At 64.6% G+C, this 21,208-nt stretch carries 23 protein-coding genes and 1 other RNA gene; 17 read left to right on the plus strand and 7 right to left on the minus strand.

Annotated features, from left to right (window positions below):
- Positions 1-2: 2 nt before the first annotated feature.
- Positions 3-1,490, minus strand: coding sequence for a methyl-accepting chemotaxis protein (locus AAA969_RS10225; protein ID WP_338245930.1), 1,488 nt, complete (start codon positions 1,488-1,490; stop codon positions 3-5).
- A gap of 280 nt (positions 1,491-1,770) precedes the next feature.
- Here AAA969_RS10225 and ssrA point away from each other — a divergent pair.
- The 6 genes from ssrA to AAA969_RS10255 all read left to right on the plus strand — a co-directional run bounded on the left by ssrA (position 1,771) and on the right by AAA969_RS10255 (position 5,590).
- Positions 1,771-2,128: a transfer-messenger RNA gene (ssrA, locus tag AAA969_RS10230) on the plus strand.
- A gap of 206 nt (positions 2,129-2,334) precedes the next feature.
- Complete coding sequence (locus AAA969_RS10235) at positions 2,335-2,799, plus strand: hypothetical protein (RefSeq protein WP_291843352.1); 465 nt, start codon at positions 2,335-2,337, stop codon at positions 2,797-2,799.
- Positions 2,800-2,902: 103 nt separating this feature from the next.
- Positions 2,903-3,400, plus strand: a complete 498-nt coding sequence (locus AAA969_RS10240; protein ID WP_338245931.1) for an SspB family protein — start codon at positions 2,903-2,905, stop codon at positions 3,398-3,400.
- Positions 3,397-3,894, plus strand: a complete 498-nt coding sequence (locus AAA969_RS10245; RefSeq protein ID WP_338245932.1) for a PaaI family thioesterase — start codon at positions 3,397-3,399, stop codon at positions 3,892-3,894. Before AAA969_RS10240 ends, AAA969_RS10245 begins: the two co-directional genes overlap by 4 nt.
- Positions 3,891-5,111 (plus strand): MFS transporter, encoded by a 1,221-nt coding sequence (locus AAA969_RS10250; protein ID WP_338245933.1) that lies wholly within the window; start codon positions 3,891-3,893, stop codon positions 5,109-5,111. Before AAA969_RS10245 ends, AAA969_RS10250 begins: the two co-directional genes overlap by 4 nt.
- A 224-nt stretch (positions 5,112-5,335) precedes the next feature.
- Positions 5,336-5,590 carry a hypothetical protein gene (locus AAA969_RS10255; RefSeq protein WP_338245934.1) on the plus strand — a complete coding sequence of 85 codons (255 nt, stop codon included), beginning with the start codon at positions 5,336-5,338 and terminating at the stop codon, positions 5,588-5,590.
- On the opposite strand, the gene AAA969_RS10260 is transcribed toward AAA969_RS10255, so the two are convergent.
- Positions 5,587-5,925: a RusA family crossover junction endodeoxyribonuclease gene (locus AAA969_RS10260; RefSeq protein WP_338245935.1), complete on the minus strand. Its 339-nt coding sequence runs from the start codon at positions 5,923-5,925 to the stop codon at positions 5,587-5,589. The genes AAA969_RS10255 and AAA969_RS10260 overlap by 4 nt on opposite strands.
- A gap of 172 nt (positions 5,926-6,097) precedes the next feature.
- Between AAA969_RS10260 and fumC the strand changes: the two genes are divergently transcribed.
- Both fumC and AAA969_RS10270 read left to right on the plus strand, forming a co-directional pair.
- Positions 6,098-7,492 carry a class II fumarate hydratase gene (gene fumC, locus AAA969_RS10265; RefSeq protein ID WP_338245936.1) on the plus strand — a complete coding sequence of 465 codons (1,395 nt, stop codon included), beginning with the start codon at positions 6,098-6,100 and terminating at the stop codon, positions 7,490-7,492.
- Between the two features lie 38 nt (positions 7,493-7,530).
- Complete coding sequence (locus AAA969_RS10270) at positions 7,531-7,734, plus strand: DUF4169 family protein (protein ID WP_338245937.1); 204 nt, start codon at positions 7,531-7,533, stop codon at positions 7,732-7,734.
- Here the strand turns inward: AAA969_RS10270 and AAA969_RS10275 are convergent.
- Entirely contained in the window at positions 7,731-8,036 is a 306-nt protein-coding gene (locus tag AAA969_RS10275; RefSeq protein WP_338245938.1) for a hypothetical protein, read from the minus strand. The two genes, AAA969_RS10270 and AAA969_RS10275, sit on opposite strands and share 4 nt — an antisense overlap.
- A gap of 294 nt (positions 8,037-8,330) precedes the next feature.
- On the opposite strand from AAA969_RS10275, the gene AAA969_RS10280 reads away from it, so the two are divergent.
- Positions 8,331-8,546, plus strand: coding sequence for a ribbon-helix-helix domain-containing protein (locus tag AAA969_RS10280; RefSeq protein ID WP_338245939.1), 216 nt, complete (start codon positions 8,331-8,333; stop codon positions 8,544-8,546).
- 62 nt (positions 8,547-8,608) lie between these two features.
- Here AAA969_RS10280 and AAA969_RS10285 read toward each other — a convergent pair whose 3' ends face one another.
- Entirely contained in the window at positions 8,609-9,235 is a 627-nt protein-coding gene (locus AAA969_RS10285) for a hypothetical protein (RefSeq protein WP_338245940.1), read from the minus strand.
- 161 nt (positions 9,236-9,396) lie between these two features.
- On the opposite strand from AAA969_RS10285, the gene AAA969_RS10290 reads away from it, so the two are divergent.
- From AAA969_RS10290 to AAA969_RS10305, 4 genes are all read left to right on the plus strand, one after another.
- The gene (locus AAA969_RS10290; protein WP_338245941.1) at positions 9,397-11,004 is read left to right on the plus strand and encodes a chloride channel protein; all 1,608 of its coding nucleotides are present in this window, start codon (positions 9,397-9,399) and stop codon (positions 11,002-11,004) included.
- A 115-nt stretch (positions 11,005-11,119) separates the two neighbouring features.
- On the plus strand, positions 11,120-11,605 hold the full coding sequence (locus AAA969_RS10295; protein WP_425325053.1) for a hypothetical protein: 486 nt from the start codon (positions 11,120-11,122) through the stop codon (positions 11,603-11,605).
- Positions 11,606-11,870: 265 nt separating this feature from the next.
- Positions 11,871-12,212, plus strand: a complete 342-nt coding sequence (locus tag AAA969_RS10300) for a GIY-YIG nuclease family protein (protein WP_338245943.1) — start codon at positions 11,871-11,873, stop codon at positions 12,210-12,212.
- Positions 12,213-12,278: 66 nt separating this feature from the next.
- The gene (locus AAA969_RS10305) at positions 12,279-12,758 is read left to right on the plus strand and encodes a GIY-YIG nuclease family protein (RefSeq protein WP_338245944.1); all 480 of its coding nucleotides are present in this window, start codon (positions 12,279-12,281) and stop codon (positions 12,756-12,758) included.
- Between the two features lie 203 nt (positions 12,759-12,961).
- Here AAA969_RS10305 and AAA969_RS10310 read toward each other — a convergent pair whose 3' ends face one another.
- Positions 12,962-13,330: a hypothetical protein gene (locus AAA969_RS10310; protein ID WP_338245946.1), complete on the minus strand. Its 369-nt coding sequence runs from the start codon at positions 13,328-13,330 to the stop codon at positions 12,962-12,964.
- A gap of 300 nt (positions 13,331-13,630) precedes the next feature.
- Between AAA969_RS10310 and AAA969_RS10315 the strand changes: the two genes are divergently transcribed.
- The 3 genes from AAA969_RS10315 (at position 13,631) to AAA969_RS10325 (ending at position 18,319) form a co-directional block, all read left to right on the plus strand.
- A complete protein-coding gene (locus tag AAA969_RS10315; protein WP_338245947.1) occupies positions 13,631-15,922 on the plus strand; it encodes an ATP-dependent helicase in 2,292 nt (763 codons plus the stop codon).
- Positions 15,923-16,314: 392 nt separating this feature from the next.
- On the plus strand, positions 16,315-17,262 hold the full coding sequence (locus AAA969_RS10320) for an alpha/beta hydrolase family protein (RefSeq protein ID WP_338245948.1): 948 nt from the start codon (positions 16,315-16,317) through the stop codon (positions 17,260-17,262).
- A 196-nt stretch (positions 17,263-17,458) separates the two neighbouring features.
- Complete coding sequence (locus AAA969_RS10325; protein WP_338245949.1) at positions 17,459-18,319, plus strand: 50S ribosomal protein L11 methyltransferase; 861 nt, start codon at positions 17,459-17,461, stop codon at positions 18,317-18,319.
- Between the two features lie 4 nt (positions 18,320-18,323).
- Here the strand turns inward: AAA969_RS10325 and AAA969_RS10330 are convergent, their stop codons facing one another.
- Positions 18,324-19,358, minus strand: a complete 1,035-nt coding sequence (locus tag AAA969_RS10330; protein WP_338245950.1) for a serine hydrolase domain-containing protein — start codon at positions 19,356-19,358, stop codon at positions 18,324-18,326.
- A gap of 99 nt (positions 19,359-19,457) precedes the next feature.
- On the opposite strand from AAA969_RS10330, the gene AAA969_RS10335 reads away from it, so the two are divergent.
- The gene (locus AAA969_RS10335) at positions 19,458-20,924 is read left to right on the plus strand and encodes a LytTR family DNA-binding domain-containing protein (protein WP_338245951.1); all 1,467 of its coding nucleotides are present in this window, start codon (positions 19,458-19,460) and stop codon (positions 20,922-20,924) included.
- Here the strand turns inward: AAA969_RS10335 and AAA969_RS10340 are convergent, their stop codons facing one another.
- Entirely contained in the window at positions 20,925-21,086 is a 162-nt protein-coding gene (locus AAA969_RS10340; RefSeq protein ID WP_338245952.1) for a hypothetical protein, read from the minus strand.
- Positions 21,087-21,208: the final 122 nt, after the last annotated feature.

The raw sequence follows: 21,208 nt of genomic DNA on the forward strand, positions 1-21,208 counted from the left end.
GCTCAGGCCGCCTTGTCGCTGAGCGACTGGGCCGCGACGGCGATCTCGTCGGCCGAGACCTGAAGCTCCTCATTGCCACGGGCGATGTCGGTGACCGCTTCGGAGACCCTCGACACATCCGCTGACGCCTCGCCCATATTGCGGCTGATATCCTGGGTCACGGCGACCTGCTCCTCGACCGCCGCCGAGATGCCGGCCGCGATTTCCTCGATCTGGCCGATGACGCCGCCGATCCGGCCGATCGCCTCGACCGCCCCGACCGTATTGTCCTGCACGGCCGTGATCTGCCTGGTGATGTTTTCGATCGCGTTGGCGGTCTGGCCGGCAAGGTTCTTGACCTCCGAGGCCACGACGGCAAACCCCTTGCCCGCTTCACCCGCGCGCGCGGCTTCGATGGTGGCATTGAGGGCAAGCAGGTTGGTCTGTTCGGCGATCGAATTGATCAGCTCGACCACCTGGCCGATCGACTGGGCCGCGGTCGACAGCGTGTCGATCACCGCCGCGGTTTCCCGCGTCTCATTGACCGCCTGCTTGGCGACGTCGAGGGCGCCGGTGACCTGATGACCGACTTCCTGGAAGGAGGCCGACAATTCCTCGGCGGCCGCGGCCACGCTCTGCACCATCTGCGCCGCCTTGCCGGAGGCGTTCGAGGCCTCGCTGGTTTTCTGGCCGGCGGTCGCGATGTTGCGCGAGACCGTATCAAGGCCACGCCCGACCTGTTGACGCACCTGGTCGCGATGCTGGCGCGCCTTCACGGCAGCGGTGACGTCGATGGCCAGCTTGATGACGCTGACCGGGTTGCCGGCGAGATCGAAGACCGGGTTATAGGTGGCTTGCAGCCAGATCTCGGACCCATCCTTGCGAAAACGCTGAAACTCGCCGCTCTGGAAATGCCCGCCGCGGAGCTTCTCCCAGAATGCGCGGTATTCAGGCGACTTCACATAATCGGGACTGCAAAATGCCGAGTGGTGACGGCCCTCAACCTCACGCGGGTCATACCCCATGGCGTCGCCGAAGATCGGGTTCGCGGCGAGTATATTGCCCTGCATGTCAAAGCGGATCATTGCCTGGGACCGCTCGATGGCCTCCATGGTGCTCTGATACTTGAACCGGCTGACCCGGCGCTCCGTGATGTCCGAGGCCAGCTTGATGATGCGCGACACCTTTCCCGAACCATCAAGAACCGGATTGTAGGTCGCCTGGATCCAGACCGTCTCGCCATCCTTGCGGATCCGCCGAAACTCCTCGGAGTGGAACTTGCCGGCCCGCAGGTCGCTCCAGAACCGGGTGTATGCGGCACTGCCCGCGTCTTCATCCGGGACGAAGATCCGGTGCTGTCGCCCGACAAGCTCGTCAGGCCGATAACCCAGGACATCACAAAAATTCGCGTTCGCCTCGATGATCGTTCCATCAGGCTTGAAGCTGATGATCGCGTAGGATTTCTGGAGGGCGTCCAGCGTGGAGCGACCCAGAGAACTGAAAAGCTGCATGGTGATCGTCCTTGTTCAGTAGGCTGACGCGTCACCGAACAAGGACGCGCCCGTTAACCAAACGCTGCGCCCGAATGTAAAACGAGGTATTAATATTCGCGCCATTCTGACCGCGCGCATATTATATTAGCCTGCAGGCCTTGAATTTCTGACTCCTCAAGGACAGGAGCATCTGAGAGAAGAAAGATCGAAACTTCACTTCTGGTTGCCCAAACAATGCTGTCGCCAGACAAACGTGCGGGTTCGCCGGGATGAGCCGTCCGGCGATCCGCTGGGCTTGCCCCTTCAATCCGCCACAGTCCTCACCTATATTGTCAGGGTCGGCTTGCCGACTATGGCGATAAACGCGCTTGTAATAACCGGACCGGACCCGGGGGCAGTACCCGGCGGCTCCACCATAACTGTTCCGCGTTGGCGGACATGCCTGGGGCCGAAACAGGATCGACGGACGGGTAAAGAAGATGGCTTTCGCCGGGGTGAGGCCCCTCATAGGCTCATTTTCAGAGTTGCCAACGACAACTTTGCTGAAGAGGTCGCTCTCGCTGCGTAGTCAGCGCGGGTAATCTCGCACTAAACTCCTATACCCTTTAGCCGGTATAGGCGGGGCCCGGAGGCGCCTGGCAACAGAAGCCTCCACTTATTTCCCCTCGCCGCGCGCCTGCACCCGGACCCGCCTCGGGTCACCCGGCCGGTTGCCGCACCGCGCCTGATTCGGGTCCTAAGAAAGAATGAACGCGCAGGCGCATAAACCATGACACGGAGATCGCGCGCCCGCGTGCGATGGACAGTACGGTAAAAAACCAGATGCCAAGCCTGTCATCCCTCCGGCCCGTGAGTTCGCGCAATGGGGCAATCCCGCCCGCATATTGACCGTCTGGAAGACAGCGTCCTGCAGCTGCGTTTCGACAGTGATGCGGACTGGGCCGACCTCCTGACAGGCGTCGAAGGCCTGTCCGAACGCAACCTCTCGGGCAGTCCCCTGAACTATCTTCTGGAGTTTGCCGGTCGTGTGACCTTCTCCAACCAGGGCCGGGCCGAGAATATCGCGGAATTCTTTATCCAGTTTATCCCCGCACGCTCGGCTGTCGCCATCGTGCGCCCCGGCGATCTGGCCGACACGCCCGGCGCTGCCGTCTTCCGCACGCGCCTCGCCGAGGCGGGCTTTCTGACCTGCTGTTTTGACAACAGCGAGGCGGCGCGCTTCTGGCTCGCCCTGCACCCGCCGCATTGCGGAAGCTCCGCCAGCCCTTGCGGACCGGACTGCGATCGCGCGCTCTCCTCCGACTGCCCGCCCATACAGTACGGCTAACGCCCCCGGAAACGGTGTCGCCATGTGTATTGGCGCCGCCCTTCCTCGTTGACGTCGATGCGGCTTGGAGTACCTTTCACGAGGGATACCGGGGGAGTAGGTGATGGCCAAGGATCTGATGCGTTATGACCTGATGGCGCAGGATGCGCTGCGGGGCGTCGTGCGCCAGGCGCTGCTCAAGGCCGCGGCGCCTGAAGGCCTGCCCGGTCCGCACCATTTCTACATCACTTTCCGCACCACGGCGCCGGGCGTCGATGTCGATCCGACCCTGCTCGAGAAATACCCGGAGGAGATGACGATTGTCCTGGAACACCAGTTCTGGGACCTCAACGTCACCGAGACCGGGTTCGAGGTCACGCTGAAATTCTCTGGCGTCCCGAAATACATCAAGATGCCGTATTCGGCGATTTCGCGCTTCCACGACCCCAGCGTCGGCTTCCATCTCCAGTTCGAGCATGACGGCGCCGAGGACGAGGCCGGTTTTCCGGGCGACGACCCGAAGCCGAAGAAGACCAAGGGCGGCGCCGATCGCGCTTCCGCCGGCACCCCTAATGGTGATGGAGCCGAGGTCGTCAGTCTCGACAGCTTCCGCAAGAAGTGACCGACGGCCCCTTCCTGCTGGCCCCGGACCTTGCGGGCGGACCGCCGCCGGAACCGCTCGATGCCGACCAGATCCGGGCGCGCCTGTCGCTGCGCAGCGCCAAGCCGAATGTCTCGACCCTGCTCGGCTTCGAGCTGGTGGATTTCTCGATCGAGGAGCGCTGGCTTGAGGCCCGCTTCCACCCGACCCCGCAACTGGCCAACCTGCGCGGCAGCGTCCAGGGCGGGATCATCACGGCCATGCTGGACGAGGTAATGTCCCTCTCCGTCCTCGTCGCCGAGCGCTTTACCTGCGGCGTCCCGACGCTGGAGATCAAGACCAGCTATTACAATCCCCTGCCGGTCGAGCCCTGCGTCGCCCGCGGCCAGGCCATGCGGATCGGCGGGCGCATTGCTTTCATGGAAGGCACGGTCTGGACACCCGGTGGCGAGATCGCCACCAAGGCGAGCGCAACCTGCCAGGTCCGCCGGGTCAAGCCAGCCCCGAAACCGTGACCCCGAGCGCGCAGTCCCTGCCCGGAAAACCGCTGGCGCTGACCCTGATCGCGCTATCGCAGGTCCTCGCCCTGTCGATCTGGTTCGCCGGCGCCGCCGCCCTGCCCGCCCTGATCGACGCCGGTGATATCGGACCGGTCCGCCAGGCGGCCCTGACCAGCGCCGTGCAGCTGGGTTTCGTGATCGGCGCGCTGACCAGCGCCTTCACCGGCCTCGCCGACCGCATCGCCCCGCAACGCCTGTTCGCCATCGGGGCCGTTCTTGCAGCCCTGGCCAATCTTCTGGCCTTGCAGCTCGAGCCGGGCGGGATCGCGATGATTGTCAGCCGGGCCGTCGCCGGCGCGGCACTGGCGCTGGTCTATCCGGTCGGGATGAAGCTGGCCGCCAGCTGGGCGCGCGGCGATGCCGGCTTTCTGGTCGGGCTTCTGGTCGGCGCCCTGACCCTTGGCTCGGCCCTGCCCTTTGCCTTCAACCTGGCCGGCAGCGTGCCGGACTGGCGACTGCCCTTCGCCGCTTCGGCCCTGGCGGCGCTGGTGGCGGCCGGCCTCATCCTGTTGGCGCGCGGCGGACCCGGCCTGCGTCCGGCAGCCCCGTTCGACCGCTCGGCAGCGCTGCTTGCCTTTCGGGATCCGGCGCTGCGGCTCGTCAATCTGGGCTATCTCGGCCACATGTGGGAGCTCTATGCGATGTGGGCCTGGATCGGTCCCTTCGCCCACGCCTACTGGGAACGGGCCGGCGGCACGCCGCGCCTGGGCGACCTCACCGCCTTTGCGGTGGTGGCGAGCGGCGCCCTCGCCTGCCTGGCGGCCGGGCGCCTCGCCGACCGGCTCGGCCGGACCCGGATTACCCTGATCGCCCTGTCCGTTTCCGGCAGTTGCGCGCTTCTGGTCGGCCCCTTCTTCCAGCTCGCCCCCTGGCTGATGATACCGCTCCTGATCATCTGGGGCCTGTCCGTGATCGCTGACAGCGCCCAGTTTTCCGCTGCCATTACCGAGCTCGCGCCGCCCGAGCGGACGGGAACGCTGCTGACACTCCAGACCGCCATGGGCTTTGCCCTGACCGTTATCATGGTCCAGGCGACCGGTATCTGGATTGGCTGGGTCGGCTGGAGCTGGGCCTTTGCACCGCTGGCGATCGGCCCCGCGATCGGGATCTGGGCGATGGCCCGGCTGCGCGCCCGGCCCGAGGCCGCGAGCCTCGCCGGCGGTCGGGGCTGAACGCGCGCGGCGCGATTGTGCTTGCCCCGATCAGGCAAGACGTCGCAAGGTGAGACCAAATGGGGTCGGGGAGACCTATGCCGTTCAAGACACACTACATTACCAATCCGGGGCACTTTGAAACCCGGCTCACCGAACGAACGGACGCCTTCTAAATCATTGAATTCGAAAAGGCGATCCTCGCCTCACCCTATTGGCGTGGCGGCAAGCCTCGACTTGTCGAAGTGGATTATAATGTCGACCTCGGCGAGATCGACATGGCGGTTCTGGCCGAGAATATCCTGCCTCACCTGGAAGCGACGCAGAGCTTGCGCACCCGCCGCGAGCGGATCGCCTGGGTCGTTCCGAATGATCTGAGCCGCAGCATCATCTCGGTCTGGGAGCTCATGCCCGGCAAGGACTACATGCAGGACTTCAAAAGCTTCACAACGACAGAGGAAGCGTTGGCCTGGCTGCACAAGCCGTCGGACGACAGCTAGGCGTCTTCCAGGATCCGGACCGGCTTCATCGGACGCGCCGTCACGGCGATACGCGGCCCATCGCCTTCGACCTTGGTCACCAGCAGGCGCTCGACCTGGCTGTCATCATGAAAGACGACACCGGTCAGCGCATCGAGCACGGCCTTGGCAACCCGATCCACGTCCTGACTGGAGGTGTCGCGCGCATGGGCGATCTCGATGCAGACCTCGTAAGGTCCCCATTTCGGGCGGGCGCGCTTGAACTCAAGCCGGAAGAACTCGCCAATCAGCGACTTGAAACGTCCCGACTGGGTCGTCAGCGCGTCAACGCGCAGATTGAGTTCGTCGCCAGACATGTTCGCCTGAACCTTCCCGACAGCTGCTCGGCCGTTTGCCAACCCGGTTTCGCGCCATTGCCCCCGGCAAGGCGCATCATCATCTTGATCGATCATGTGCGAGTGATACACGTTCGAATCAACCGTCACCATCATCGACCCGCGCCCATGGCGCTGCAAGGAGCCTCCCCTGATGAGCGAGATGCGCACCGAAACCGACAGCTTTGGCCCGCTTGAAGTCCCCGCCGACAAACTCTTCGGCGCGCAGACAGCCCGCTCCCTGATCAACTTCCCGATCGGCGTCGAGACCATGCCGGTTCCGCTGATCCGGGCGCTCGGAATCGTCAAGCGTTCGGCCGCGCTCGCCAACAAGAAAATGGGCAATATGGACGAGCGAGAGGCCGATGCCATTGCCGCCGCCGCGCTGGAAGTTGCCGAGGGCAAGCTGAACAGCCATTTCCCCTTGTCTGTCTGGCAAACCGGCTCCGGCACCCAGTCCAACATGAACACCAATGAGGTGGTCTCCAACCGCGCCATCCAGATGCTCGGCGGGGTGGTCGGCTCGAAGGATCCGATCCACCCGAACGACCACGTAAACCGCTCACAGTCGTCGAACGACACCTTCCCGACGGCGATGCATATCGCCGCCGCCGAAGAGATCTCGCACTCCCTCCTGCCGGCCCTGCACAAGCTGCACGGGGCACTCAACGACAAGGCGAATGCGTTCAAGGACATCATCAAGATCGGCCGGACCCATTTGCAGGATGCGACGCCTCTGACGCTGGGCCAGGAGTTCTCCGGCTATGTCGCCATGGTCGGCAATGCGATCCGTCGCATCGAGGGCGCCCTGCCGGCGCTGATGGAGCTGGCACAGGGCGGTACCGCTGTCGGCACCGGGCTCAACACCCCTGTCGGCTTCGCCGAGGCCTTCGCCGAGGAAGTCGCGGCCCTGACCAAGCTGGACTTCGTCACCGCGCCGAACAAGTTCGAGGCGCTGGCCACCAAGGACGCGCTGGTCGAGGCCCACGGAACGCTCAACTCCGCCGCCGTCTCCCTGTTCAAGATCGCCAATGACATCCGCCTGCTGGGCTCCGGCCCGCGCTCGGGGCTGGGCGAGCTCGCCCTGCCGGAGAACGAGCCGGGCTCGTCGATCATGCCGGGCAAGGTCAATCCGACCCAGTGCGAGGCGATGACCATGGTCTGCGCCCAGGTGATGGGCAATAACACCACCGTCAGCTTCGCCGGCAGCCAGGGCCATTTCGAGCTCAATGTCTTCAAACCCGTCATCATCTACAATGTGCTGCAGTCGATCCGCTTGCTGGCTGACGCCGCCAACACCTTCACCGACAAGTGCGTGGTCGGCATCCAGGCCCGCGAGGACAATATCCGCGCCCTGATGGAACGCTCGCTGATGCTGGTGACCGCGCTCAACTCGACCATCGGCTATGACAACGCCACCATCGTCGCCAAGACCGCGCACAAGAACGGCACCACGCTGCGCGAGGAAGCGGTCAAGCTGGGCTTTGTCACCGGCGAACAGTTTGACGAGATCGTACGCCCGGAGAAAATGATCGGGCCGAAGGGCTGATCATCGGCTCTCGGTCGCGGTGCACCGAAAGGGCGGCCATGACCAAACCCGTCAACCTGCGCCAATATCGCAAGCAGAAGGCCCGCAAGGACAAGGCGGAGGTCGCCGCGTCCAATCGGGTCCTGCATGGCACGCCCAAGGCCCTGCGTGACGCGGCGGCGACCGACGCCGCCCGTCTGCAGGCCGAGCTGGATGGCAAGAAGCGCGATGCCCGGGATCCGGATCCCGACAGCGACGCCTAGTACGGCGAGTTCATTACCGGCGCCCGGCCATGCTTGCGCTTGTAGGCAAGGATGAGGCGCTGCGCCTCCTCGGCATCGGCCCAGGTTTCCGCGAACAGCATGGCCTGCGGACACAGGCCCCGTCCCTTGTCCGGGATCGCCAGTTCACGCTCGAACATGTCCCGGAGGGACCGCGCCGGGCCGATCTTCAGGACACTGGAGATGTCGTCGGGATCGCGCAGTAGGACGTAGACTCCTGGCAGATCCGGGACGTCCTTGACGCGCAGCTTTGAAAACGGAACGGGCTTGTACCACCGCAGCATCGGGCGGAAATCTCCAACATCACCATCGGTTTTACATGGGGCCGGGCCTGACCGGCTGCCAGTGTGACTGATCGGTTCGCCGGCATGATCAGCCCGCCGCTTTGTTCCGGTCAAGACGAAGTTGCGGCAAGGCCCGCGCTTTGGGTTGGCGGGTGGGCCGGCGCTGCTCGGCTGTGGTGCAAACGGTTACGCCAGCGCCCGCCCAGGTGGCAAAATGGTCGCCACAACACCAAACCGCCGCCCGTGCATCGCTCAAGGCTTGCCAATCGGGACCGGACACACGACCTTTCGGCCATGCCCCTGATCAAGCGTTCAATCTCCCTGGCCGGTCACCGGACCTCAATCTCGCTCGAGCCCGACTTCTGGAGCGAGATGGACCGCCTGGCCCGAGCCGAAGGCCGTTCTCTCGCCAGCCTCGTTGGCGAGATCGACGCCATGCGGGGGGACGAACCGCTGGCCTCATCCGTCCGGGTCTGGATCCTCAACCGGCTCCGCGAAACGCGCGACTGAGCGCGCCCGATAGCCGGGCTCTGGTAGCCGGGCTCTGGTAGCCAGGCTCTGGCCATCGCGTCCTAGTGACCGGGCCGTCTCTGGGCGGCGATCGTCAGGACATCATATTCGCTGTCGAGACTGAAGATGATCGGCGCATCCACACCGCATTGCCAGTCCGGCGCCAGATAGTCGGCCGCCTGGCGCGCAATCACATTGGCGTCCGGCTGTTGCCCCGCCTCGACATAGGCCACATGACACGCGCCCGGGTCCGCGCCTTCGCGGAGCGCAGCTACGGCCAGATACTGGGACGCAGTGTGGGTGCCGTTGCCGTCCTCATTCCAGGCTTCGTAGCGATAGCGAAGGATCGTTGCGATCGGCGCACCCGCTCCGTCGAGCCGCCATTCCAGCACCGGTCCGATATTGACGAAAATGCCGCCGATCGGCGGCCGTTCCTGCCATTGTGCCTCGATGCCACGCTCGGAGAATGCCACCACCGCGCCATGCTCCGCCGCCAGCACCACCACCGGCCAGCCGGGCAGGCCCGGGCAGTCGATGCGAACCACCGGTTCATCATCGAAAGGCGTCTCGGCGCAATCCTCGAACAGGCGGGTATAGGTGCTGTCATGCCCGCTAGCCTGGGCCTCGACCGGGGCCGGTACGGCCAGGACAAACGGGCTGGCCAGCAAAAGTGCGGCGATCAATTTCATTTGCAAATCCCCATGTTTCACCCAGCCTAGCAGCGATTGAAGACCTTGCCACCCGCCGTCTGACGGCTGCGGCAGGACCGGGATCAGCACTCCGTCGCTTGACCACATCCCGCGACCCGCGCCAAACCGGGGACAGGATTAACTCTGTCAGGCGGGACGATGTGATCAGCCGGATCGGACAGGCCTTTCGCGATGGACGCGGGCCGGCCCTTTGGGGTCTGGCCATCGCGGTCGGCATCTGCGCCGGCTACGCGACCCTCGGGCTGCGCCTCGGGATCGGCTGGGTCGAGCAATTCGCCTTTGGCGCCACCGAGGAGAGACTGGCCAGCACGGCGGCCGGCCTGCCGGCCTGGCGCCTTGTCCTGATCCCCGTCATCACCGGCTTCATCATCGCGGCCATGCTCGGGATCGGTCGTCGTTTCGGCCTGTCGCCGGACGGGCGCGGGCTGGGCGTGGCTGATGTGCTGGAGGCGCGCGCCGTGAAAGCCGGACGCATCGATATCCGCTCCGGTCTCTATTCGGCGCTGATGTCGGCGATCTCGCTCGGCGGCGGGGCCAGTGCCGGGCGCGAAGGTCCGGCCGTCCATCTCGGCGCCACCCTGGCCTCCTTCATCGGCAGCCGCTTCGGCATGGCAGCGCGCGGCTCACGGATCCTGCTGGCCTGCGGCGCCGCCGCCGCGGTTTCGGCCAGCTTCAACGCGCCCGTCGCCGGCGCCCTGTTCGCCTTCGAGGTGGTGCTCGGCCACTACGCCCTGCGCTCGATCGCCCCGGTGGCCACCGCCAGTGTGGTCGGCGCGCTGATCGTGCGCTTCCATTTCGGGCAGGCGCCTGTCTTCGGGGTCCCCGAGATGGCCGCCGCCAGCCTGTGGGACTTCCCGGCCGCCGCCCTGCTGGGCGTCGCCGCCGCCGGCCTCGCCATCCTGTTCAATCGCGGCACGATCCATCTGCCGCTCCTGTTTGCCGGCTGGATGGAGAAAATCCACCTGCCAAGCTGGCTATTGCCGATCCCGGGCGGGCTGGCGATCGGACTGATCGCGCTGATGGCACCGGAGATTCTCGGCGTCGGCTATGAGGCAACCTCGAACGCGCTGGCGACCGAATACACCTTCGGCCTGCTGATCCTGCTGATCGCGCTGAAGACACTCGCAACCGTGATCTCGCTGGCCTGCCGCTTTGCCGGCGGCGTCTTCTCGCCCTCGCTCTATCTCGGCGCCATGCTGGGCTCGGCCTTCGGGATCGGGCTCGCCGTCCTCGCCGGTGACCAGACGGCCGGCCCCGGCTTCTTCGCCGTCATCGGCATGGGCGCGGTCGCCGGGGCCGTCCTCGGCGCACCGCTCTCGACAACGCTGATCGTGTTCGAGCTGACCACCAGCTACGAAGCCTCGGTCGCCGTTCTGGTCGCCGTCTCGCTGGCCACCGTGCTGTCGCAGTCGACCCTGGGCGGCTCGCTGTTCCAGTTGCAAATGCGCCGCCGCGGCTATGACATTGCCGGCGGCGCCAGCCGCCTGGTGCTGCAGATGGTGCGCGTCCGCGACGTCATGGAACCGCTGGGTGACTGGGGCAAATCGACCATGCCGGACGGCACCTGCGTCTATGAGGACGACACACTCGGCCGGGCATTCGCTGTCCTCGATGCCGAGCAGATCGACAGCGCCATCGTTCGCGAACGCTCGGACGCCCAGGCGATAACCGGTGTCATCACCAAGGCCGACGCGCAGGCAGCCTATGCCCGTCGGCTGGCCGAGATCAGCGAGGAAGAGCACCGCTGAGGGGAGCGCTGTGGCTGTGGCGGGCGCGGGGTTAGCCCTCTGGAAAGAATGTTCGGGGTAAAGTGGCGTCATGGGACTGGGTGACTTTGACAATTTGGCCTCCGATCGCCCCGTGATCGGCGAGTCTCCGCTGACGGCGGAGGCTTTGCTTGCGGCCAATATCAATCCCAATACCGGGCTGGCGACCGACTATCTCAACCACTTCAACGAGGTGGTGATGCTGATGGAAATGTTGCCGGACATGCCCGACTGCGCCGAAGACGTGCTGGAGTGGGCGCCCGCCGACTATCCCAGCCACTTCGCCAACTCCAGCTTCAAGGACAAGGACCTCGCCATCCTTGCCTATCGCGCTGCGCCGAATGCCGTGCGGGCGCATCTGGAAACCCTGATCCTGCAGATCGACGGTGAGGTCCAGCGGGCGCAGGAAGTCCTGCGCGAAACCACCAACCCCGAAGCCTGCGCCCGGATCGCGGAACTCGCGAGCGAAGAGATCAAGCCGCTCATCGCCGCCGCCTCCGGCACAATCAATGGCCATAGCGACGCCGCCGACGAACTCGACGACGAAGCCGCCCAGGCCAATGTGGATGCGCTGTTCGGGTGAAGCCGGATGGTGCGGCGATTTCGACGAACAGGTCCCGATCGTCGCGCGCCTCGAAGACTGAAGTCGTTCGGGATTGTTAAGCCCAAAGTCGGTCCCGGATCGCGCTATGCGCGTCCGGGAAAAATGGGTGTGTGAGATTACAACCAACCCAGCTTATTTCCCCCGGACGAAGCCCGGCGAAAGCCGGGTGCAGATCCGGGGCCGACGGGACGATCAGAACACGCCCTCATTGCGATATCTGAAGTGATATGCAATTATAAATTGCATGACAATGCTCGCACCCGAAGCCGTCTACATTCTCTTCAGCCGCCCGAAAGGCGCGCTTTATGTCGGACGCACGAAAGACCTGGTCTGGCGGACCTGGCAACACCGAACCGGTGCGATCGCCGGCCACACCAAGCGATACGGCATCAAGCAACTCGGCTGGTTCGAATGGCATGACGGCTTCGAGTCCGCTGCCCACCGCGAGTATCTCATCAAGCGCTGGCGACGCGCCTGGAAGATCGCGCTGATCGAAGCGATGAACCCCGGTTGGAAAGACCTCTGGTTCGAGATCCGCGGTGATTTTGATGAGCAGGTTCCGATCGTGACCTGCCTCGAAGACTGAATTCGTTCTGGAATGGTGAGCTCAACGTCGGTCCCGGATCGCGCTGCGCGCGTCCGGGAAAAATGGATGTGTGTGAATTCAATCAACCCAGCTCATTTCCCCCGGACGAAGCCCGGCGAAAGCCGGGTGCAGATCCGGGGCCGACGGGACGATCAGAACACGCCCTCATTGCGATTACTGAAGTTATATGCAATTATAAATTGCATGACAATGCTGGCACCAGAAGCTGTCTACATCCTCTTCAGCCGCCCGCACGGCGCCCTCTATGTCGGCCGCACGAAAGACCTGGTCTGGCGGACCTGGCAGCACCGGACAGGAGCGATCGCCGGCCACACCAAGCGATACGGCATCAAGCAACTCGGCTGGTTCGAATGGCATGACGGCTTCGAGTCCGCTGCCCACCGCGAATATCTCATCAAACGCTGGCGACGCGCCTGGAAGATCGCGCTGATCGAAGCGATGAACCCCGGTTGGAAAGACCTCTGGTTCGAGATCCGCGGTGACTTCGATGAACAGATTCCGATGGTCACCCGCCTCGAAGACTGAACCTATTCTGGAATGGTGAGCTCAACGTCGGTCCCGGATCGCGCTTTGCGCGTCCGGGAAAAATGGATGTGTGTGATTTCAATCAACCCAGCTCATTTCCCCCGGACGAAGCCCGGCAAAAGCCGGGCGCAGATCCGGGGCCGGCGAGCGGGGGAAAGCCGCACTCCCTCACGCCCCTGTCCAAACCTCCGCTGCTAAACAGCTCATAGCTTTTCCACCGACACGGCGCCGAGACGGGCACATTCCTGCTCAAGGCCGTATCGGCTGTATCTCTTCAGCTGAAGATGAATTTGAAGGCCACCATCCAGGCGACGAGGCAGTTCCCCCAACTCAACGCCGTTCACGCCGAAGAGTGGCTCATCTTGCCCCAGCAGAATGCCAATCTCACGCTGGCCGGCGATCACTATCCAGATGCCGTAGGTTGGTCGTTCAAAGGCTCGCCCCAAACTCACAAGCAGCTCCTCGGTGGAGTGCACCGGCGAGAGCGTCAAACACTCGGAATGTGAAAGCTCAGCCTCTTCCGCCGCGCAGATACTGTCTCGAGTAACACTGACTTGTATCACTGACGTCATACGCAAACCCTTTTGGATGGACTGCCCGCTCACTGAACCAACGTCGGTCCCGGATCGCGCTATGCGCGTCCGGGAAAAATGGATGTGTGAGATTTCAATCAACCCAGCTTATTCCCCCCGGACGAAGCCCGGCGAAAGCCGGGCGCAGATCCGGGGCCGACCGGCCATTCAACCACTCAGCGTTTCAACACCAACCCAAAGCGAACAAAAAACGAACAATCACACATCCCTCCCTTGGGATCGGGCGCCAATCGGTCCAGTATGCGCACCTGAATCAGTTTGCACTAGCTTTGGATTGCAATGTCCGGTCTTTCCATCTCCGACATGGCGCGCCCCGCGCCGCCGACGCCCTATCTTCAGGGGCTCAATGCCGAGCAGCGCGCGGCCGTGGAAGCGATGGACGGGCCGGTCCTGGTGCTGGCGGGCGCCGGCACCGGCAAGACCCGCGTCCTGACCACCCGCCTCGCCCATATCCTCGCCACCGGTCGCGCCCGGCCGTGGGAAATCCTTGCCGTCACCTTCACCAACAAGGCGGCGCGCGAGATGAAGGAACGGGTCGGCAAGATCATCGGCGAGGCGGTCGAGGGCGTGCCGTGGCTGGGAACCTTCCACTCGGTCTCGGCCCAGATCCTGCGCCGCCATGCCGAGCTTGTGGACCTGAAATCCTCCTTCACCATTCTCGACACAGACGACCAGCTGCGCCTGATGAAGCAGATCATCCAGGCGGAGAATATCGATGAGAAGCGCTGGACACCGCGCCATCTCGCCAGCCTGATCGATGGCTGGAAAAACCGCGGCCTGATGCCGGCCCAGCTTGGCGAGGGAGACAAGTGGGCCTTCGCCGAAGGGCGTGGCCAGGACCTCTATCAGATCTACCAGGCCCGCCTGAAGACGCTCAATGCCGCCGATTTCGGCGATCTTCTGCTCCACACGCTGCACATCTTCAAGGACAATCCGGATGTCCTGAAACTCTATCACGACAAGTTCCGCTACCTGCTCGTCGACGAGTACCAGGACACCAATGTCGCCCAGTATCTCTGGCTGCGCCTCCTGGCCCAGGGCACCGGGAATATCTGCTGCGTGGGCGATGACGACCAGTCGATCTATGGCTGGCGCGGCGCCGAGGTGGACAACATCCTGCGCTTCGAGAAGGACTTCGCCGGCGCCGAGGTGATCCGGCTGGAGCGCAATTACCGCTCGACCGCGCATATCCTGGGCGCCGCCTCGGGCTTGATCGCGGCCAATCGCTCGCGCCTCGGCAAGACGCTGTGGACCGATGATGCCGATGGCGAGAAGGTCCAGGTCCGCGGCATCTGGGATGGCGAGGCCGAGGCCCGCTATGTCGCCGAGGAGATCGAGAACTGGGTCTCCGGTGGCCGCGCCTATTCCGACAGTGCCGTGCTGGTGCGCGCGGCCTGGCAGATGCGCGCCTTTGAAGACCGCTTCATCATGCTGGGCCTGCCCTACAAGGTGATCGGCGGACCGCGCTTCTTCGAGCGCGCCGAGGTCCGCGACGCCCATGCCTATCTGCGCCTGGTCCGCTCGCCCGAGGACGATCTCGCCTTCGAGCGCATCGTCAACACACCCAAGCGCGGCATTGGTGACACCACGGTCCAGAAGATTGCCATGACCGCCCGCGCCATGGCCGTGCCGATGATGGAAGCAACGCGGGTCATGCTCGGCACCGACGAGATCCGCGGCAAGGCGCGCACCGCGCTCTCGGTTTTCCTGCGCGATATCGAGCGCTGGCGCGAACAATCCGAGCAGAGCCGGCTCGACGAGCTGGCCGAGATCGTGCTCGACGAAAGCGGCTACACCGCCATGTGGCGCGAGGACAAGACCCCCCAGGCCGCCGGCCGGCTGGAGAACCTCAAGGAGCTCGTCCGCTCCATGGGCGAGTACGACACGCTGGAAGCCTATCTCGAACACGTCGCCCTTTTGACCGATGCCGACCGCAAGCCGGACGAGGACGAAGTCTCGCTGATGACGCTGCACGGCGCCAAGGGTCTGGAATTCCCGCTCGTCTTCCTGCCCGGCTGGGAAGAGACCGTCTTCCCGTCGCAGCGTTCGCTCGACGAGGGCGGCACGCGCTCGCTCGAGGAGGAACGCCGCCTCGCCTATGTCGGCATCACCCGGGCCCGCGAACGCGCCATCATCACCTTCACCGCCAATCGCATGATCTATGGCCGCTGGCAGACCGTCATCCCGTCCCGCTTCATCGACGAGATGCCGATCGACCATGTCGAGGCGCGCTCGGAGACCGGCTATTATGACGGCGGACCAGGCTTTGAGAGCGTCAGCCAGAAGCCCGACGCCATGGCCTCGAGCTATTCCAGCCCCGGCTGGAAGCGCTATCAGGCCAACCAGCAATCGGGCCGCAAGTCCGCCCCGCCCACCATCAACGCCAAGGCCACGCTGATCGAAAGCGGCGGTTCCGACACACAGGGAACCTGGCGCGCCGGCGACCGCGTCTTCCACGACAAGTTCGGCTACGGCACGGTGAAGAAAGCCGACGGGTCGAAATACACGGTGAAGTTCGACAAGGCCGGCGAGAAAAAGGTGGTCGAGAACTTCCTGCGGGAATTGCCGTAGAGGGCCCCGAAGGCCCTCGCCCTTGATGGGCGAGGTGGATCGCCCGTGAGGGCAAGACGGAGTGGGTGACAGACCGTCAACGACACAATGCTGGCGCGTCTCGCCCCGTCCGCCCCGGATTAAATCCGGGGCACCTTGCCCGTCACGGGAAGGACCTATCGCACTCCAGCCCCTCCCTCTCACACTCCGTCATCCCACGGGGAGCGCGCAGCGCTCATCCGGGGGATGACCGTGGTCAGGTGGAAAGAGAGTCGTTTCAAGCGCACCCGTTTACAGATCTTGGGTCGCGGCGGGCCACGTCTCCGCACGCGGAGAAGAAATCCTCAGCTCGTCCGATGACAAAACACCCGTTTCGCGGAAAGTTTGTCGCTCCAGCCACCCTGTGAGCCGCCATGTTCCGTCTGCATCGCCTTTCTGTCCTCCTCGCGGTCACAACCGCCCTCGCATCCTGCCAGTCGCTGCCAGGATCGACTCCCACCTTCGCCGACCCCCACGCCGACGCGCGACCCATCGCCTGGAACGAACTCCTCGACCGGCCGCGCGAGACCGCGACGGCGCGGATTGCCTTCGGCGAGGGCGAACAGGAATTCGGCGAGCTCTGGATGCCCGAGGGGAACGGTCCCTTCCCGGTGGTGGCGATGGTGCATGGTGGCTGCTGGCTGTCGCAGATTCCCGGCACCATCCTGCAGGACTATGTCGCCGCCGACCTGCGCGATCACGGGATTGCGGTCTGGAATCTCGAATACGCCCGCATCGGACATGAGACGGGTGGCTGGCCCGGCACCTTCGAGGATATTGCCGACGGGATGGATCACCTCCGCGCCGTCGCCGGGGACTATCCGCTCGATCTTGACCGGCTGGTCCTCACCGGTCATTCCGCCGGCGGACATCTGGCCCTGTGGGCAGCGGCACGCGGCGGCCTGCCGGAAGACAGCGCGGCCTGGCGGGCAGAACCGCTGATCCCGAGCACGGTCGTGACGCTGGCCGGGATCAATGATCTCGCCGATTACCGCGCCCACGGGCCGGGGCGCTGCGGCGAACCGGACACGGTCGATAGCCTCATCGGCCCGGTTGAGGGCCAGACGCGGGCGCTGATGGCCCAGGTCTCGCCGGGCTCCATGGCCGCGATCGCGGTCGATCAGGTGATCATCTCCGGTGAGCTTGATCCGATCGTGCCGCCGGTACTCGGCGAGCGCTACACAATCCTCGCCGGTGCGCGGGGTGACACCGTGCGCCATGTTGTACTGCCGGACGCCGGCCATTTCGAGCTGATCGATCCGACCGCGCCGGCCTGGCAGGAGATCCGCGCCGTGCTGGTTGAGGCGCTGGAGGCGGAGTAACGCTTCGGCACAAGCGTGCCCAATCATCCTTGTTTGTCTTGCCGGGAGACAGCCGCATCCGCTGGCATGACAATCAAGGGAGTCTCCCGAGCTTTCGCTCCTATCCGGACCCACAGCATTCTGCCCCACACCCCTCCCCGCTTGATTTCCGCGCCGTCAGCGTCCACACCGCCCGCCTGATCCGGAGACTGCCCCCATGACCACGCTTTGGCGCCTGACTGCCCTGTCCGACTTTGCCACGCTCGCCGACGTCGTCGAGCGGCTCGACGAGGCCTTTCCGCCGGTGGCGCTGAGCTGGGCAATCTTCGAGGAAAGCGATGGCGCCCGTCTGGATGTGCTGTTCCAGTCGATGCCGGACGAAGCGGCCTTCCGCACAGCCTCCGGCCTGTCCGAGGATATCCTGGTCGAGTTCGGGCCCTTGCCCGAGGAGGACTGGGTGCGGCTGTCGCTGCAAGGGCTCAAGCCGGTCGATGCCGGTCGCTTCACCCTGTTCGGCGCACATGACCGCGAGGCGGTCGCGGCCGGTCAGATCGGTATCGAGATCGAGGCCGGGCCGGCCTTCGGCACCGGACATCACGGCACCACACGAGGCTGCCTGATCGCCTTCTCGCAGATGCTTGATGAGGGCGCACAGCCGGACACCGTCTTCGATCTGGGTTGCGGCACGGCGGTGCTCGCCATCGCGGCAGCCAAGATCCTGCCGAACGCCGAAGTCCTCGCCTCGGACATTGATCCGGAAGCGATCGAGGAAAGTACGGAAAACTGTACGAAGAACGAAACCCCCGGCATCGACTGTTTCGTCGCCGAGGGTCTGGATCACGCCAAGCTGGCCGGTCGCCGGTTTGATCTCGTCTTCGCCAACATCCTGGCCGGACCACTGGTGGAACTGGCACCCGGTGTGGCCGGCATTCTCGCCCCCGGTGGCAAGGTCATCCTGTCCGGCCTGTTGACCGAACAGGAAGCCATGGTTCGCGCAGCCTATGAGGCCGAGGGCCTGACGGTTCACCGCCAGGACCCGCTGGAAGGCTGGGAGACGCTGGTAGCCAGCAAGGCGTGAGCGCCTATTCCTCTCTCGTCTCGTTGTCGAAACCGGCAAATAAATCAGCCAGTTCAATAGACAGCGCCTGCAAGTTCTCGCTGTCGGCATTGCCGGTCAGCGCGACGGATATCTGTGGCTCGACATAAACGAGCAGAAAGGACCGCCCGCCCGGCGAACCGCCGGAATGGGCAGCATAATGAAGGTCCGCGCTTTCGGCATAACCGGCCCAGGGGCCCGGCAGGTCCGACCAGCCGTTGAGGTCAACCATCTCGCCTGCCGCGAGGGTGGCCCCCATCGCCGCCAGCTCCCGTGAACTGGCCAGCAGCCCACCTGCTCCGAATTTGCACTCGGCCGACAGCCCCTCGATCATCTCCGGCCCGTCGCCGAGATCGACCCAGTTTGCCGCCTTTTCCGCGTCGGCGGCATCGCGGCGAGCCAGGTAGGTATCACCGAGGACTGACTGCATGGCGGCGTCAAAACTGTCGGCGCCTGTGAGCAGCACAAGGAGATGGCTCAGGAGGACGTAGCCGTAAGTGCTGTAGGCAATCTCGCCCTCGGGCGGCGCAATCAGCGGCGCGTCGATGAAATGATCCAGCGCGTCCGCCGGTGTCACGCAGCGGCGGTCGGAAAAGCTGATCCAGTCCTCCCTTGAGGTGTAGTGGCGAACCCCGGCTCGGTGGTCGAGCAGGTCGCGCAAACTGACGCCGTCATAGTGCACCGGCAGGTCGGGATCGATCTCAAGCACAGGCGTTTCGAGGTCGAGCCCGGTGGTCTCGGCCAGCCGGACATAAGCCAGTGCAGTCAGCATTTTTGCGACCGAGTAGACATTGTAGGAAGCGGTGACGCCGTCTGCCGCATCGCGGGACAAGCCACCCTCGGCCTCCCAGGCAATCTCGCCGTCAACCATCACTGTCGCATTGAGCGCGGGATAGGTTTGCGCAACGGTATCGAAGGCGGCCTGCGCCCGGTCGACCAGAACCGGTGTTGCGGCCTGACCTGTCAGTCCGAGCCAGAGACTTGCCGCTCCGGCACTCGCGGTCAAAAGACTTCCAATCATCTGCAGTGTATTCCTCTTGTTGACTTGCCCCCCGGCAAGAGGCGCTCATGGCGCGCTGTCGGGTGCCCGCCCAGCACAAAAGGATGAATGGCTCAAATCATGGCTGGATGGCTCAAAGCGATGGCGAACCTGCGGCCTGGCCTCGAAAGCGTCGGCCTGGCGCTGCTGGCGCTGGCCACCCTTTTGATGGCGCCGCTGCCGACAATGGAGGTGACCACGCCGGAGACGGTCCGGTATTTCAACGCCGATATCGGACTGGACACCGTCCTGTCTGCCCCGACCGCCGGCGAACCGGTCGCCTATCGTGCCATTGAACGCCCCGAGGCAGCAGGCTGGCTGGTCTGGGATGACGTGCCGATCTCCCGGGACGGGCCGCCGCCGGCCGTCAGCACATCCGGCCCGTTTTCGGCGACACTCTGGTTCAATGGCGAGCGGATCGGCGAGAAAGGGCAGCCGGGCACGAGCCGCAATAACGAGACGGCCGGCCCGATCGACAGCCTGTTCGCGGTACCCACCCGGCTGATCGAGCCCGACGGCAATCAACTGTTCATGCGCCTGTCCAGTCACCGCGCCGGCTACACGCCGTACAGCCTGGTCCAGTCCCTCTTTGTGATGCCTTACAGCGCCGAGACGAGACGGCCCGTGCGCTACTATCTGCCACTGACCGTTCTGGGCGCCGGACTGGTCGCACTGGCGCTCGCCTTCGCCTTGCGGTCATGGCGGATCGGGGATGAACGAGGTCTCTGGCTTACGCTCGCGCTGGCCGGACTGACACTGGCCGGCTCGGCCGAGATTTCCCGGGCCATGATCAACTATCCCTATGACTGGCACCAACCGCGCCAGGCGCTCAGCCTGACCGGCCTTGCCGTTTTCGGCTTGGCGCTTCTGCGCTTTGCCCAGCAGCGCTGGACGGCGCCGGGCAGGTCGGCAACGATCTGGATGGGGCTGACCGGCCTCTTCGCCCTGATCGCCCTCGTTTCGATGACCGGCTATGACGCCAAATCCGCTGCGGTGACGGCCTGCCTCACAGGCTCGGCCACCTTCTGGATCGCCTGGCACGGCGACGCTCAGGCCCGATTATTGGCTGCGGGACTTGCGATCATACCCGCCTATGCGCTCGCCCTGCCGGCCGACCTGATCGATCGAGCCATTTATGCGCTGGTGCTGGGATTGCTGGCCCTGCCCGCCATTCGCTGGCCGGACCTCCTCCAGCCCGAACCGGCGGCAGCACCCGCCGTTCTCGCGCTACAATCAACCGGACGCCTGACACGCTTGGCCTGTCCGGACATTGTCCGCCTCGCCGCAGCCGGCAATTACACCGAGGTGCATGTGCGGAGCGGTGCGACCCATCTCGACAATCGCAATCTGAGCGCTCTGCTCGACCTGCTCCCGGCGGGCATTGTGCGTGTTCACCGCTCGCATGCCGTCAATCTCGAGCATGTCGAGGCGCTGACCAGCGAGGTCGGCAGCCGCTATCAGCTAGAACTGACCAACGGCACATCGGTGCCGGTCAGCCGCCGAGAAGTGGCCGGCCTGCGCGAACGTCTGGCCGGCCGAAGCGCCTGATCAGGCCCGCTTTCCCTTGACGCCAAAGCTGGCGAGGAAGGCGTTGACGTCGGTATTGCGGGCCACGCGGCGGATGCCGGAGCGCTCGCGGGTGCGGTCCATCGACCGGTTCAGCATGTCGGCGGCGTTCATCGAGCGCCAGTCGTCAATCCCGTACAACATGGGAAACTCCTTATTGGTTGACGCGGCTTTAGCCATGGATTGCGGCGCCCGCGAAGCACCGCTTCCGCAAGCCGGGACTGCGCAAATGCATGGCCGGTCAACCGGGGCTGTCGGGATCATCT

This window comes from Maricaulis maris (assembly GCF_036322705.1).
GTDB classification, from domain to species: Bacteria; Pseudomonadota; Alphaproteobacteria; order Caulobacterales; family Maricaulaceae; genus Maricaulis; species Maricaulis maris_B.